Origin of the sequence: Streptomyces sp. ID05-26A (assembly GCF_033794685.1) — a bacterium.
Taxonomy (GTDB): domain Bacteria; phylum Actinomycetota; class Actinomycetes; order Mycobacteriales; family Pseudonocardiaceae; genus Lentzea.
In genome coordinates this window covers 1424651-1439930 of the sequence record NZ_JARAYZ010000002.1, presented here as the reverse complement: position 1 = coordinate 1439930, position 15280 = coordinate 1424651, and the positions used below count along the sequence as shown (strand labels likewise).

Annotated in this window: 13 protein-coding genes; 7 read left to right on the top strand and 6 right to left on the bottom strand. The window is 67.3% G+C overall.

The window, feature by feature from the left end; all coding sequences use genetic code 11:
• Positions 1-256: 256 nt before the first annotated feature.
• Positions 257-937 (bottom strand): GntR family transcriptional regulator, encoded by a 681-nt coding sequence (locus tag PV646_RS22290; RefSeq protein ID WP_500344100.1) that lies wholly within the window; start codon positions 935-937, stop codon positions 257-259.
• A 190-nt stretch (positions 938-1127) separates the two neighbouring features.
• On the opposite strand from PV646_RS22290, the gene PV646_RS22285 reads away from it, so the two are divergent.
• From PV646_RS22285 to PV646_RS22270, 4 genes are read left to right on the top strand one after another with little or no spacing between them, the layout of a single operon-like run.
• Positions 1128-1559 carry a VOC family protein gene (locus tag PV646_RS22285; protein ID WP_500344099.1) on the top strand — a complete coding sequence of 144 codons (432 nt, stop codon included), beginning with the start codon at positions 1128-1130 and terminating at the stop codon, positions 1557-1559.
• A 20-nt stretch (positions 1560-1579) separates the two neighbouring features.
• On the top strand, positions 1580-2242 hold the full coding sequence (locus PV646_RS22280; RefSeq protein ID WP_500344098.1) for an NAD(P)H-binding protein: 663 nt from the start codon (positions 1580-1582) through the stop codon (positions 2240-2242).
• A 52-nt stretch (positions 2243-2294) separates the two neighbouring features.
• Positions 2295-2693 (top strand): RidA family protein, encoded by a 399-nt coding sequence (locus PV646_RS22275; protein WP_500344097.1) that lies wholly within the window; start codon positions 2295-2297, stop codon positions 2691-2693.
• 53 nt (positions 2694-2746) lie between these two features.
• A complete protein-coding gene (locus tag PV646_RS22270) occupies positions 2747-3859 on the top strand; it encodes an NADH:flavin oxidoreductase/NADH oxidase (RefSeq protein ID WP_500344096.1) in 1113 nt (370 codons plus the stop codon).
• Between the two features lie 79 nt (positions 3860-3938).
• Here the strand turns inward: PV646_RS22270 and PV646_RS22265 are convergent, their stop codons facing one another.
• Positions 3939-5198, bottom strand: coding sequence for an ROK family protein (locus tag PV646_RS22265; RefSeq protein ID WP_500344095.1), 1260 nt, complete (start codon positions 5196-5198; stop codon positions 3939-3941).
• 881 nt (positions 5199-6079) lie between these two features.
• Between PV646_RS22265 and PV646_RS22260 the strand changes: the two genes are divergently transcribed.
• The 3 genes from PV646_RS22260 (at position 6080) to PV646_RS22250 (ending at position 10020) form a co-directional block, all read left to right on the top strand.
• Positions 6080-7027 carry an arabinan endo-1,5-alpha-L-arabinosidase gene (locus PV646_RS22260; RefSeq protein ID WP_500344094.1) on the top strand — a complete coding sequence of 316 codons (948 nt, stop codon included), beginning with the start codon at positions 6080-6082 and terminating at the stop codon, positions 7025-7027.
• A 41-nt stretch (positions 7028-7068) separates the two neighbouring features.
• Positions 7069-8559 carry a family 43 glycosylhydrolase gene (locus PV646_RS22255; RefSeq protein ID WP_500344093.1) on the top strand — a complete coding sequence of 497 codons (1491 nt, stop codon included), beginning with the start codon at positions 7069-7071 and terminating at the stop codon, positions 8557-8559.
• A 78-nt stretch (positions 8560-8637) separates the two neighbouring features.
• Positions 8638-10020, top strand: coding sequence for a glycoside hydrolase family 43 protein (locus PV646_RS22250; protein ID WP_500344092.1), 1383 nt, complete (start codon positions 8638-8640; stop codon positions 10018-10020).
• A gap of 131 nt (positions 10021-10151) precedes the next feature.
• Here the strand turns inward: PV646_RS22250 and arfA are convergent, their stop codons facing one another.
• From arfA to PV646_RS22230, 4 genes are read right to left on the bottom strand one after another with little or no spacing between them, the layout of a single operon-like run.
• Positions 10152-11657 (bottom strand): arabinosylfuranosidase ArfA, encoded by a 1506-nt coding sequence (gene arfA / locus PV646_RS22245; protein WP_500344091.1) that lies wholly within the window; start codon positions 11655-11657, stop codon positions 10152-10154.
• Between the two features lie 37 nt (positions 11658-11694).
• Positions 11695-12585 (bottom strand): carbohydrate ABC transporter permease, encoded by an 891-nt coding sequence (locus PV646_RS22240; RefSeq protein WP_500344090.1) that lies wholly within the window; start codon positions 12583-12585, stop codon positions 11695-11697.
• Complete coding sequence (locus tag PV646_RS22235) at positions 12582-13547, bottom strand: carbohydrate ABC transporter permease (RefSeq protein ID WP_500344089.1); 966 nt, start codon at positions 13545-13547, stop codon at positions 12582-12584. Before PV646_RS22235 ends, PV646_RS22240 begins: the two co-directional genes overlap by 4 nt.
• 30 nt (positions 13548-13577) lie before the next feature.
• Complete coding sequence (locus tag PV646_RS22230; protein WP_500344088.1) at positions 13578-14921, bottom strand: ABC transporter substrate-binding protein; 1344 nt, start codon at positions 14919-14921, stop codon at positions 13578-13580.
• Positions 14922-15280 lie beyond the last annotated feature (359 nt).

The window sequence follows — 15280 nt, the reverse complement described above, 5'->3', positions numbered from 1 at the left end:
GCAGCCCGCTTCCATGTTGGTCGACGCAGGGTTGAGGACCAACCAAATGCTTACTCAGGTAGCCTAAGTAAGTCAACAGCCTGGTCTGACGGTCGCCCAGGACTTGAGACCCCCACGTTGGGACGAACGGCGGCTCGCCTGCTAACGGCATACTTGACAAACTGAATAACTAACGGCGCAGGCGGAAGAGGGCTGGCGATTCGACGATGGCCGAGCCGTGGTCTGCTTCAGCGCGTTTTCGGCGGTCTCGGGGTGGTCACCGCGAGGACGGGCCGGACCGGTGGTGCTCGACCAGCACGTTGAGAGCGTGGCCGCGGTGCGCGGCGAACAGTTCGAGAGCGGCGTCGCGGTCACGGGCGCGCAGCGAGGCGGCGAGTGTGCGGTGCTCGTCCGGGACGCAGGCGAGGTAGCCGTCGGTGTTCAGGCCGATCCGGGTCAGCAGGAACAGGTAGACCTGGGACCGGATCGCCTCCCACGCTTCGAGCAGGCGCCGGTGCCCGGCGGCGGTGTAGATGGCGTCGTGGAAGCCGATGTCGCAGCGCACCATCTCGTGCTCGTCTGCGGCGCGGTCCATTCGTTCGACGGCCTTGTCGATCGCGGCCAGGTCGTCGTCCGTGGCGCGGTCGATCACCAGTCCGACGGCGAGCTGCTCCAGCGCGTCCCGCAGGCTGTCGAGTTCGGTGACGTCCTCGCTCGACAGCGCCGTCACCGTGGCGCCGCGGTGCCATTCGCTGCGGACCAGGCCTTCGCGCTCGAGCCGGAGCAGCGCCTCGCGTACCGGGCCGCGGCTGACTCCCAGCGCCGCGGACAGTTCCACTTCGCGCAGCTGGCTTCCCGGCTCGTAGGAACCGCTGAAGATGGCGTCCCTGATCCGGTCGGCGACCTCGTCGGCCAGGCCGCGGCGCCGCGCGGGTGCCACCCGTCCAGGTTCACTCAATGTCCTGCCTCCATCCGGAGCACCCATCCTAACTTCAGGCCCGATGCCCTCTGCGGTCGTCGGAGCAGTGCCTACGTCCCGTATGCGGGTCGTGCGCGGCGTCACAGACAGAGCGCGGGCAGGCAGCTTGTAGCAATGTTAACATTGCTACAAGCTCGTTCGAGGTGCTTCGACATGAAGGGAATGCGTTGTGTCCGTACTCGACTCGCCCATCCCGCGGTTCCACCTGGCCATGCCGGTCGACGACCTGGCCTCCGCCCGTCACTTCTACGGTGAGGTGCTCGGCCTTGAACAGGGCCGCAGTTCCGAGACCTGGATCGACTGGAACCTGCACGGCCACCAGTTCGTCACGCACCTGGCGCCGAGCCGCGCGCAGCAGATCCACAACCCCGTCGACGGTCACGACGTCCCGGTACCGCATTTCGGCCTGGTCCTCACCGTCCCGGCGTTCCAGAAGCTCGCCGACAGGCTGCGTGGGGCGGGGACGGAGTTCGTGATCGAGCCGTACGTCCGTTTCGAGGGACAGCCGGGCGAGCAGTGGACGATGTTCTTGCTCGATCCGGCCGGGAATGCCTTGGAGTTCAAGGCTTTTGCCGACGACTCCCAGGTCTTCGCGACCTGACGACAGAGGAGACGACGATCATGAAGGTGTTCATCATCGGCGCGGCCGGAGGCATCGGGAGCCGCCTCGCTGTCCGCCTCACCGCTCGTGGCGACGAGGTGACCGGTCTGCACCGCGCTCCAGCGCAGGCCGACACCGTGCTGGCCACCGGCGCGACGCCGCTGGCCGGCGACCTCGTCGACGACACGGTCGAAGAACTGGCGGCGAAGATCAGTGGGCACGATGCCGTCGTCTTCGCTGCCGGCGCTCACGGCACCGGACGGGATCTGACCACCGCGATCGACGGCCGTGGCCTGGAGAAGGCGGCGGACGCGGCGTTCCGCGCCGGTGTGTCGCGATTCGCCCTCGTCTCGGTGTTCCCGGACGCCCTGCGGGGCCAGGGTGCCACCGAGGGATTCGAGCACTACGCCAAGGTCAAGAAGACCGCTGACGTGTACCTCACGCACACCGAGCTCGACTGGATCATCGTCCGCCCCGGCACCCTGCGCGACGAACCCGGAACCGGCCGGATCACCGCCGGCCCCGCCATCGAGTACGGCGAGGTTCCCCGAGACGACGTGGCTGCGTTCATCGACGTCGCGCTGCACGAACCGGCACTCGGGCGGGTGATCGTCGAGCTCACCACCGGCGACACCCCGATCGCCGACGCGGTCGACCGGCTCACCGCCCGTCGCCCGTCCTGAACCACCGTCATCAGTTCACATAAGACAGTCCACAGGAGAGAAGAGAATCAGAATGGCCGTGCAGTCCTACAGCCACGACATCGCCGGCGAGCGCGAGTTCGGTTTCGCGCAGGCCATCAAGGTCGGCGAGACGATCTACGTCTCCGGGCAGCTGTCCCACGACGAGACGGGTGACTTCTTGTTCCCGGACGACTTCGAAGCGCAGACCGAACAGGTCTACGCCAACTTCGAGAAGGTGCTGGCCCACTACGGTGTGACCCGCAACCAGGTCGTTTCGGAGACCCAGTTCGTGGTGAACCTGCCCGCGCACAACAACGCGATGGCAGCCGCCAACCTCGCCTACTTCGGCGACCACCGGCCCACCAGTTCCACCGTCGGCGTCGAGTCGCTGTTCTTCCCCGGTCAGCTGATCGAGATCAGCTTCGTCATCGACACCCGGCTGCCCGCCTGAACCCCGGCGACGCGCCGGATCACCCTTCTCGACCAGAAAGCAGCTCTGTGCTCGTGAGTGTTTTGTTCACTCCTCTCACCCTCCGATCGCTCGAAATCCCCAACCGTGCCTGGATGTCCCCGATGTGCATGTACTCCGCCGCTTCCGAGGGCCCGGAGATCGGTGCGCCGACGGACTTCCACCTCACGCACCTGGCCGCCAGGGCAGCGGGCGGTGCGGGCCTGGTGATGGCCGAAGCCACCGCGGTCAGCCCGGAAGGCCGCATCAGCCCCTGGGATCTGGGGTTGTGGAACGACCGGCAGCAGGAGGCCTTCACCCGCATCTCCACCGCGATCCGCTCGCAAGGCGGGGTACCGGCCATCCAGCTCGCCCACGCAGGTCGCAAGGCCTCGCTCGACAAGCCCTGGCTCGGTGACCGGAACGTGCTCGAGGCGCAGGGCGGATGGCATCCCGTAGGCCCCAGCCCGGTCGCCTACGAGGGTCTGGTCGTCCCGCACGAGCTGACCACGGAGGAGATCCACCGACTCGTGGGCGACTTCGCCGAGTCGGCCCGTCGCGCCCTTGCCGCGGGATTCCAGGTGGCGGAGGTGCACGGTGCGCACGGCTACCTGATCAACTCCTTCCTCTCGCCCGCCGCGAACCACCGCACCGACGCCTACGGCGGCACCTTCGAGAACCGGCTGCGCTTCCCGTTGGAGGTGGTCGACGCCGTCCGGGCGGTGTGGCCAGAAGACCTCCCGGTGTTCTTCCGCACCTCCGCCACCGACTGGCTGAGCGAGAACACGTCGGACGGGCGCGCGGGCTGGACCGGAGAGGACACCGTCCGGCTCGCCAAGGAGCTCCAGGCCCACGGCGTGGACCTGCTCGACGTCTCGACCGGTGGCATGGTCCGCGATGCCAGGATCCCCGCCGGCCCCGGCTACCAGGTGCCCTTCGCGGCGCAGGTTCGCAACGCCACCGGCATGGCCACCGGCGCGGTCGGACTGATCACCAGGCCGCAACAGGCCGAGGAGATCGTCGCCACCGGTCAGGCCGACGCGGTACTCCTCGGTCGCGAACTGCTCCGCGACCCGTATTGGTCCCGGCACGCCGCGCTCACACTCGGCGCTGAGCCTCGCTGGCCGGACCAGTACGGCTACGTCCTGCGCGAGCGCGCCAGGGCATGAGGTGCCCGCTCACCCGGCGCCGCGCCTCATCCGCGCATCGGACTGCTGGTCGCGCCGCACGAGCGGCGATCACGAATGATCAGACTGTCTCGGCGACACCGGCTGACACCGGCCGCGACCCGTTCTCGGAACTGCCGAGGCCGAGTGTCAGCTCGCTCTGCAGAACGAGGATCGCCCCGCCGATCGCCGCAGCGTCCGACCCGTTGACCGACGGCACCACTCGCACCGGGTGCGCGCGCCGGGCGAACAACCGGCGGTCCACCTCCTCCTGGATCACCGTCTGGTAGATCGAACCCGCCACCGCGAAGCTCGGCCCGGCCAGGACGATCGCGTCCACGTCGAACAGGGTCGCCACGGTGACCGCGGCATGGCCGAGGTAGCGCGCCGACCGCTCGACGAGTGCACGGGCCTCGGGATCGCCGGTGTTGGCCGCTGCCGCGATCCGCGCGAACTCGGTGAGGAAGTCGTCCCCGGCTGGATCGAGCGCCAGCCGCTGGGCGAGTTCCGGTGTGGCCAGCGCCTGCCGGACCAGGGCCGACGGCCCGGCGTAGTTCTCCAGGCAGCCGACGTTGCCGCACGGGCATTCGTCGCCGTGAACGTCGATCGAGATGTGGCCGATCTCCGCGCTGTTGGACGAGCTGCCCCGGTACACCTCACCGGCGACGACCACCCCGCCGCCGATCCCGGTGGCCATGTAGATGCAGGCATAGGTGCTGGACGGGTCCACCGCACCCATCCAGTACTCGCCGATGGCGGCCGCCGCGGCGTCGTTGTCGAGCAGCACGGGCAGGCCGAGGCTCTCCGAGAGACGCTGCGTGACGGGGTAGTCCCGCCACTCCTCGGTGGGCTGGGGCGTCAGCAGCACACCCGCCCGCCGGTCCTGCGGGCCGTAACTGACCAGGCCGACCCCGAGCACCTTGGCGCGGTCGACAGCCGCCGTCGTCAGCAGGGCGTCCACCTGCGACGCCACCAGCGGCAACGCTTGGTCGGGCGGCATCGACGCCACGCCCTGGAAGACAGTCCTGGCCACCGGCCGCCCGGCCAGGTCGACGACCACGATGACGCACGTGTTGCGTTCCAGCAGGACTCCGACGCTGTAGCGAGCCAGTGGGTTGAGCTGGACCAGCGTGCGCGGCTTGCCTCCCGTCGGCGCACCACGGCCGACCTCGATGACCAGGCTGTCGTCCAGGAGCTCTCTCACGACCTCGGAGATCGTCGCCCCGGTGAGACCGGTCGCCGCCGCGAGCTCCACCCGGCTGATCGTGCGCGCAGCCCGGATCACGTCCAGGACCAGGCCTCGCGTCTTCGGCCGGCTTGCCCAGATCGGGCTTCTCGCCACGAAATCCTCCTCGATCTCACTCTTTGCCAGGCTACTTTATTTACTGGACTCGCCGACCGCAGATCTCGGGGTCGGCGATTGTCGTCACCCGTTGCGGAGGAGTACTGCGGAGACCGAAGCGAGCGGGGCGTCCGGTATGCGAACCGGCGTGGCTGTCGGCCAGGGGACGTAAACCCGCGCCGGTGCACTGTCCAGAGCAAGAATGACGCCACGTGCCGCATGCTCCGTGCTGACCTGGAACGGTTTGGGCAGGCCGTCGCCACGCTGACCTCGTCCATCGGCACTGCCGGCGATTCGTACTTCCTTTGCCGGCGCAGCCAACTCGGGGCACATCGTGCCGTGTGGACCAAACGGTTGCCACCGGAGCCCAGTCGGCGCGACCTCCGCGCCGATCCCTGATGAGGCGCCGACGATCAGGACCGTCCTGTCCGTGACGTTCGACTGAACCCGACGACAGCGTGTGAGCGTTAACATGTGCGGATTCCAGAGTGTCGATTCGACGGTTGTCGATTTCGCTAGTCGTTGCTGCCTAGTGATTTCCGTCGATGGGCTGTTGGTGTTAGCGATAACAGGATCTCTTGTCAGGTGAGGTCAGGTGTCGCTATCGTGCTGACAACGCCGGTGGTGCCGGTCCGGAACGTCACCGCTGACGCGCCAAGGTCGTCCCTGCTCGCAAGTGGGCGGATCATGGGGTCCGTGCACGCGACCGCCTGGTGTCCAGGCGCCGTGTAGATCGGTACATCGATCCCGTACATCCGCGTGTTCGCCAACGCCTTCCTGCACCCCGGTTTTCGCTGGCCGATGCGGCCACCGTGTCTGCCGCGCCAAGTCCGCGCCGCCACAACCACTCGCCAGAAATCGAGGACATCGTGGTCCCATCGATGAAACGCGTCCTGACAGCACTGCTTGTCCTGTCCATCGCAGTCGTGACGGCACCGTCCGCATCGGCCTATCCCGCTCCCGGCCGGGTGACCGGCGACATCGGCGTGCACGACCCGAGCACCGTCAAGCGCACCGACGGCAGCTACCTGGTCGCCCACACCGGCAACGGCATCTCGCTGAAGACCTCGGCCGACCGTGTCGCGTTCCGCAACGCCGGTGCGGCCTTCCCCAACGGCACGCCGTGGGCGAACACCTACACCAACAACTCCCGTCACCTGTGGGCGCCGGACCTGTCCTACGCCAACGGCCAGTACTACATGTACTACTCGGCCTCCACCTTCGGCGTGAACCGATCAGCGATCTTCCTGGCCACCAGTCCCAGCGGCGCCTCCGGGACGTGGACCCACCGCGGCCTGGTGATCGAGTCGCGCACCTCGGACAACTTCAACGCCATCGATCCCGACCTGGCCGTGGACGACCAGGGCCGCTGGTGGCTCAGCTTCGGCTCGTTCTGGTCCGGTATCAAGATGATCGCGCTCAACTCGTCCACCGGCTTGCGCTCCGACAGCGCCGTGCGCTCCATCGCCGGCCGCAACGGCGGGGCGATCGAGGCGCCGAACATCGTCAAGCGCGGCGGCTACTACTACCTGTTCGTCTCGTTCGACCGGTGCTGTCAGGGTGCCGCGAGCACCTACCGCGTGATGGTCGGCCGTTCCACCAGCGTCACCGGGCCCTACGTGGACCGCAGAGGTGTAGCGCTGACCTCGGGCGGCGGTACCGAGATTCTGGCCAGTCAGGGCTCGATCCACGGTCCTGGGCACCAGGACGTGCTGGCCGACAACGACTGCGACGTCCTGATCTACCACTACTACGCCGACAACGGCGCGTCGCTGCTCGGCCTCAACCTGCTCAGGCTCGACTCGGCGGGCTGGCCCTACCTCTTCTGACCACACGAACCCCACCCGTGCAGCGTCGCAGGGAGAACACCTTGACAACCACCACCAGCGGTCCGCGTCGACGATGGCGGACCTCTCTCGTCCTGGTCAGCACCACCGCGTTGCTCGGCGGCGCCACCGCCGTCCTGCCGCCCGCCGTGTCCGCGGCCACTGTGGACACCACCGCGACCTACGTCCTGGTCAACCGCAACAGCGGCAAAGCACTCGACGTCTACGAACGGGCCACCGGCGACGGCGCCCGGATCTCCCAGTTCACCCGCAACGACGGCGCGTGGCAGCAGTGGCAGTTCGTCGACTCCGGCGGCGGCTACTACCGGCTGAAATCCCGCCACAGCGGGAAAGTCCTCGACTTCTCCTCCACCACCGACCGCACCGGACTGGTGCAGAACACCGACGCCGGCCGCACCGGCCAGCAGTTCCGCCTCGCCGACTCCGAAGGCGGCCACGTACGCCTGCTCAACCGTGCCAGCGGCAAGGCCGTCGACGTACTCGACTTCTCCAACTCCGACGGCGCACAGCTCATCCAATGGCCCGACACGGGCGCGGCCAACCAGCAGTGGCAGATGGTCAAACTGGGGTCGAGCGCGGGCACGTTCACCAACCCGATCAAACGCAACGGCCCCGACCCGTGGCTGCAGTTCCACAACGGGTACTACTACCTGGCCACGACGACGTGGAACTCAACGATCACCATGCGCCGGTCCCGCACACTGGCCGGCCTGTCGAGTGCCCCGGACACCGTGGTGTTCAACCTCGCTGGCCGCCCCAACGGTTGCTGCAACATGTGGGCGCCGGAGTTCCACCTGCTGAACGGCCGTTGGTACCTGTACTACGTGGCAGGGCAGAACGTGCCGGACTACAACCCCACCCAGCGCCTGCACGTGCTGGAGTCCGCGGGCACCGACCCGATGGGCCCCTACTCGTTCAAGGCAGACCTGGGCAGCACCTGGGAGCTCGACGCGAGCATCCTGCAGCACAACGGCAAGCTGTACCTGATGGGCAGCGCGATCGACGGAACCCAGAGCCTGACGATCACCCCGCTGTCCAATCCGTACACGATCAGCGGCGCACGTCGCACGATCTCCCAGCCCACGCTCGCGTGGGAGCGGCAGACCGGCGCGGTCAACGAAGGCGCGGAACCGTTGTACCGCAACGGCCGCACCATGATCGTGTACTCCGCCAGCGCCTGCTGGGGCCCTGACTACAAGCTCGGCCTGCTCACCCTCACCGGCACCGACCCGCTCAACAAGTCGCACTGGACCAAGTCGCCCAACCCGGTGTTCCAGCGCAACGACGGCAACGGCGTGTTCGCCCCAGGCCACAACGGCTTCTTCAAGTCACCGGACGGCACCGAGGACTGGATCGTCTACCACGCCAACGACTCGGCCTCCGGCGGTTGCGACATGAACCGCTCCACCCGAGCCCAGAAGTTCACCTGGAACGCCGACGGGACACCGAACTTCGGCACCCCGGTGCGCCTTGGCACGCAGCTGGCCGCCCCCTCCGGCGAACCCGCCGCCTGACAGGCCAATCCTTCGGTGGCCGGTGGCGACCTGTCGCCACCGGCCACCACCCTCACCGCTCCGAACAGGAGAAGATCAGTGCTGAAACGACGCGCTTTCCTCGCCGGTGGAGTGGCCGCGGCGGCCTTGGCGGCCACGAACCGGTTCACCGCACTCGCCGCGCCCGGCGACGCAGCCTACGTGATGGGCTACTTCACCGAATCGCCCAACAAGGTCGCCGACCGCTACGCCCTGCACCTGGCCGTCAGCACGGACGGTCTGAACTGGATGCCGCTCAACCAGGGCAATCCCGTGGCCACACCGACCGCCGGCACCCGTGGCCTGCGTGACCCGTTCATCATGCGCAAGCAGTCCGGTGGGTTCGTCGTCCTGGCCACCGACCTGACCGGCACCGACTTCACCCGGCAGAACCAGTACATCCACGCCTGGGACTCGGCCGACCTGCGCTCGTTCACCGGCTACCGTCGCCTGAAAATGCACTCGATGCCCACCCACACCTGGGCGCCCGAAGCGTTCTGGGACGCCGCGCGCGGTCAGTACGGCATCCTCTACTCGGCCAACAGCGGCGGTCGCGACGCCTTCTACGTCAACTACACCAACGACTTCGTCACGGTGTCGTCACCGCAGCTCTTCTTCGACCCCGGCTTCAACGTCCTCGACGCCACCATGCACGTCGGCAACGGCACCAACTACCTGTACTACAAGAGCTTCACCGACGGCCGTCTCTACGGCGCGCGCTCGTCCACGCTGAATCCCCGCAGCTTCGACCGCGGCACCTACACCGCGGGCGTGGTCAGCGGAGGCATCGAGGCCCCGATCGTGGTCAAGGCCCACGACCGCAACGAGTGGTGGCTGTGGGGCGACTCGTTCTCCCCGGTCAACGGCGAGCTCTACGCCTGGCGCTCCGGCAACGTCAACACCGACTCGTGGTCACCACTGACCAAAGCCCAGTACGCGCAGCCGCTCAACGCCAAGCACCCCACCATCTGCGGCATCACCACCACTGAGTACACCAATCTGGTCAGCCGGTGGGGAGCACCGACCTGGAGTCGGATCAAGTCCTACAACTTCCCCGACCGCCTGATCCGCCACGCCGGGAACGCCGGACGTATCGACCCCTACCCGTTCGACCCGTACCAGGACTCGATGTGGCAGCTCGTCCCCGGCCTGGCCTCCTCGGCAGGGGTGTCGTTCCGCTCGGTCAATCAACCCGACCGCTACCTGCGTCACGCGAACTACGTGCTCGCGTTGTCGGCGAACGACGGCAGTTCAACCTTTGCCGCCGACGCCACCTTCCACCGAGTCGCGGGCCTGGCCGACCCGGCGTGGACCTCGTTCCGCTCCCACAACTTCCCCGACCGCCACCTCCGGCACGCCAACGACGTGCTGCGCATCGACCCGATCTCGGCCGCGTCACCGGCGGTGGATCGCCAGGACGCCACCTTCCGGATCGGCTACTGACGCCGACGCGAGCTCGGCGCCGATACACAGAGGGCGCCGTCGAGCAGCTGGGCGAGACGCGGCTCGCCCAGCTCGCGCGCTCGTGGGCGTGGGGACAGGGGAGCGGACGGTGGTCTTCCTCCGCGTCGAGGCTAGGGGCGGCTGATGAGCCTCACGGCGTTCCAGGACACCGGTGACAACACGACGTTCAAGGTGTTGTCGATGATGTCGGTGGTCTGCGTGCGCGGTACGACCCGGTCCGGGTCGGTCTCGGTGTTGGTCGCGGACGTGTCGGGGTCGGACAGGGTCCACGCCTCGGCCACCTCCACGTGCCCGAAGGCCGCGAGGGCGATCCGCAGTTCCACGGGCTCGGACCGGTGGCGGTTCACGGCGAACACGACGGTGTCGCCGGTGTCGGGGTCGTGGGTGGCGACGGCGTCCACCACAGCGACGTCACCGAAGCGCGCGGTCCTGTAGGTCGGCGACGCGATCTCCACCCGCAGCACGTGGCCGCGAGCCAGTCGGGAGGTCAGTGAGAACGGGTGAAAGGTCGTCTGTCGCCACGCGGGCCCGCCGGGTTCGCTGCGGATGGGGGCGATGACGTTGACCAGCTGCGCCTGGCACGCGGCCGACACCCGGTCGCTGTGGCGTAGCAGGGAGATGAGCAGGTTGCCGACCACGATGGCGTCGACGACGTCGTACTGGTCCTCGATGACCCGCGGCGCGATCTCCCACTCCACGGGCGGGTCGGCCGCGAAGCGCTTCTGGTACCACACGTTCCACTCGTCGAACGACAGGCCGATCCGCTTGCCGCTCTTCAGCCGCGCGCCGACGGCGTCCGCTGTGGCCACCACGCTGTCGATGAAGTAGTCCATGTCCACGGCCGAGGCGAGGAAACTGTCGACGTCCCCGTCCAGCACCTCGTAGTAGGCGTGGCAGGAGATGTGGTCGACCTGGTCGTAGGTCAACTCCAGGACGGTTGCCTCCCACTCGCCGAAGGTCGGCATTCCCGAGTTCGAGCTGCCGCACGCGACGAGCTCGAGATCGGGTTCGGCCTGCCGCAGCGCTCTCGCCGTCTCCGCGGCCAGCCTCCCGTACTCGTGCGCGGTCTTGTGTCCGGTCTGCCACGGCCCGTCGAGTTCGTTGCCCAGGCACCATATCCGCACGCCGTGGGGCGCCTTCGACCCGTTGGCGCGGCGTAGCTCTGACAGGTGCGTGCCGCCCTCGTGGTTCAGGTACTCGTGGACGTCGAGCGCCTCGGCGACGCCCCGCGTGCCGAGGTTCACCGCGTACATGACCTCGACGTCGGCCTTGCGGGCCCACCGGACGAACTCGTCGATGCCTACTTCGTTGGTCTCGATGCTGTGCCACGCGAGGTCGCGGCGGACCGGGCGATCTGCGACAGGGCCGATCCCGTCCTCCCACCGGTAGCCGGACACGAAGTTGCCCCCCGGATAGCGAACCAGTTCGACTCCGAGCTCGCGGGTCAGGTCGAGCACGTCTCCACGGAAGCCGTCCTCGTCGGCGGTCGGGTGTCCCGGTTCGTAGATACCGGTGTAGACGCAACGGCCCATGTGCTCGACGAACGACCCGAAAAGCCTGCGTCGAACCGGCGCGATCACGTAGTCGGGATTGAGGATGGCGGAGGCGGTGAGCACGGTTCTCCTGCGGTGGTCGCGGATCGGACGGACGGGACTACTTCAGGGCGCCGGTGCCGACACCGCTCTGCCAGAAGCGCTGGAGCAGTACGAAGGCGATGACCAGCGGGACGATGGCCAGCAGCGAACCCGTGACGACGAGGTTGAACAGCACCCTGGTGCCGGCTTCCTGCTGCGCGGTGTTGAACCACGTGGTCAACCCGACTGTCAGCGGGTAGAGCGTGGAGTCGCTGAGCATCACCAGCGGCAAGAAGTAGTTGTTCCAGGTCGACACGAGCGTGAAGAGGAAGACGGTGACGATCGCCGGGCGCATCATCGGCACCACGATCTGCCAGAAGATCCGCAGCTCGCTCGCCCGGTCCATGCGCGCGGCGTCGATCAGCTCGACGGGCACGCTCTCGGCCACGTAGACCCGGATGAGGTAGGCGCCGAACGGGCTCAGCAGTGACGGCAGGATGATGGCCCAGACGGTGTTGACGATCCCGAGGTTGGACAGGATGAGGTAGGTCGGAAGGACCAGCGCCGTGGCGGGCACCATGATCATGCCCAGCAGCGCGGTCTCGAAGAATCGCTTGCCCCAGAAGGAGAAGCGCGCGAGTCCGTATCCCGCGGCCGCGGCGAGCGCGGTCGCCCCGGCAGCGCTGGCACCGGAGTACAACGCGGTGTTGAACAGCCATTGGCCGTAGACGCCGCCGTCCTCGCGGAACAGCTGGGCCACGTTGTCGAACAGGCTGAACTCGTCGCCGAACCACAGCGCCGGGCTGCTGAGCAGGTCGGGCTGGCTCTTGGTGGCGGCGATGACGACCCAGACCAGCGGGACGAGGAAGTACAGCATGCCCGCCGCCATCACGGCGTGCGGCAGGTGCGGGCTCGGTTCCCCGAACCGGCGGGACTTCCTCGCGGTGCGGCGTGCGGTGAGCGTGGTCATGAGGTCGCCCCTCGACGTCGGTTGACGAACACGAACGCGTACGCCACGACGAACACGACGAAGCCGAGGGTGAAGGAGATCGTGGCGGAGTAGTTGAAGTTCGAGTAGGCGAACGCCTGGTTGTAGGCGTAGAGGTTCGGCGTGTATCCGGCGGAGATCTGCGGTGCGAATCGGGCCATGATCTGTGGCTCGGTGAAGAACTGCATGGTGCCGATGACGGTGAAGATCGCGGCCAGGGAGATGGCCTGCCTGATGGCGGGAACCTTGACGCGCAAGGCGATCTGCACGGGCGAGGCCCCGTCGATCACCGCTGCTTCGTACATCTCGCGGGGCACGCCCTGTAGCGCCGAGTACATGATGATCATGTTGTAGCCGGTCCAGGCCCAGGTCACGATGTTGCCCAGCGACAACAACAGCAGGGAGCCGCTGAAGAAGTCGATGGGCTCCTGGCCGACCAGTGTGGACAGACCGGAGAAGGGTCCGAACGTCTTGCTGTAAAGGAATCCCCACATGAGCGCGCCGATGACGGCGGGCACGGCGTAGGGCATGAAGGCGACGAGCCGGTAGAGCATCGCGAACCGGGTGGTGATCGCGTCGAGCGCCAGTGCTCCGGCGAGCGCGATGCCCAGCATGATCGGGATCTGCACGACGCCGAACAGGACCACTCGCACGAGTCCGTCGAGCAGCAGGGGATCGCTGAAGGCACGCACGTAGCTGTCGAGGCCGCTGAAGCGCTCGCCCAGCACGAGGCTCTTGGTGAAGAAGCTCAGGTAGAGGGCGTAGCTGAGCGGAACCACGAGGAAGGCGACGACGACGAGGAAGAACGGCAGGACGAACAGTGCTCCGGCGAGCGGGTGTGCCGTCACGCGCCGCGACGAACGCCTCGGCGGGCGCTCGATCGACCGGCGCTTCGTCGCCGGTCCGTCCGCCTGGGGTGCCGTGATCGGTAGAGCCCGAGTCACGAGGAACCTCCTGGAATGGTGATCGAGGGGCTACTGGGTGACGGTGAAGCCCTGCTGCTCGGCGTACTTGACGACGTTCTTCTGGGTCTCGTCGAGCACCGTGCTCCACGGCCTGCGGCCGGCCATCGCCTCGGCGCTGCGATCGTTGAGCTCGCTGAAGACGAAGTCCTGGAACGGCGTGTACTGGAACTCGCCGAGCTTCTCCGAGACCGGCACGAAGATCTCGTTCACCTTCTGCCCGTTGAAGAAGTCGTAGCTCTTACCCGTGAACGCCGGGTCACTCGCGACGCCCTTGACGAGCGGGTAGAGGAACGCCTTGTTCAGCCCGATGTCCCACGCGGGCTTCGAGGCGCCGAACAGTTCCCTCGCCACGATGGTCGCGGCCTTCTTGTTCTTGGCCTGCTTCGTCACCGTGAAGGTCGAACCGCCCCAGTCGCCCTGGTCGTCGGCGCCCTTGGTCCACTGCGGCATCGGCGCGACCGCCCACTTGCCCGCGGTGTTCTTCAGCGACCCGGCGACGTAGCCAGGGGTCCAGCCGGCCGCGGCCCACGTCCAGTACTTGCCGGAGTCCAGCGCCGCGGTGGCATCGGCGGTGAAGAACGGGTCCTTGGCCATGAGGCCCTTGTCGACCAGGCCGCCGTAGAGGTCGAACACCTTCCTGCACTCCGGGCTGGTCAGGTTGATCTTCACCTTGTCCTTGGCCACGGCCTGGGAGTAGCCGTAGGGCCTGCACCCCGCCTGCCACATGAGCCCGTTGATCCAACCGCCGTCGCTGCCGAAGCTGGCGATGAAACCGTTGGGGTCGACTGCTTTGATCTTGACCGCCACGTCGGCGTACTCGGCCCAGGTGGTGGGGACCGGGATCTGGTGCTGGTCGAAGAGGTCCTTGCGGTACATCAACGCCATGGGACCGCCGTCCACCGGGATGGCGTAAACCTTGTCGCCATCGGTGGCCTGGCTCCAGGCCCACTCGGCATAGAGCTTCTCGTCGTCGTTGGCCCCGTACTGGCCCATGTCCACCAGCGCGTCCAGGATGACGAACGTCGGGATCTCCTGAAACTCGACCATCGCCACGTCGGGCGCGCCGGTGCCCGCCGTGAACGCGGTCTTGAGCTTGGCGTACTGGTCCGGGCCCGTACCGACGTTGGTCCAGTCGATCTGGACATCCTTGTGCGACGCGTTGAACGCGTCGACGACCCCTTTGAACTCGGGGTACCACGCCCAGACCGACACGCGCGTCGGCTGACCGTTCGCACCCGGTTCCTCTTCGTCTCCGGCCGGGCCACTACAGGCCGCGACAGCCAGCAGACCACCGATGACGAGCGCCGACGCGATCCTCCGCGGAGCTTTTCGCAACGTGCCGTAACCGAGCATGAACAGCGCCTTTCTCGTGCAGCACGCCGCAAGACACGCGGGAGCCGCCATTCACCGAGGCGGTGAGCGGATGAGGACCATTTCGTGTTTCGCGCACCACGTCAGACACGCGAACGACATCGAGAGCTGCTGCGCAACGGACGGCCGAGCGGTCGAGATCCGACTGCCGCCGCCACCGCAGCACCAGGTTTGCTGCGCTGCAAAGGACTATGGACCGCATTTTGCCGCGCTGCAAGACCTCATCTGATCGAAACTCAAACGAGATGTGGAGCTGGATTGGTTCAGTCGAACGGGCCGAGTTGTTTCGACACCGCACACCCGTGCACACTCTTTGCAGCGCTGCAGCACGCATGTGGCCT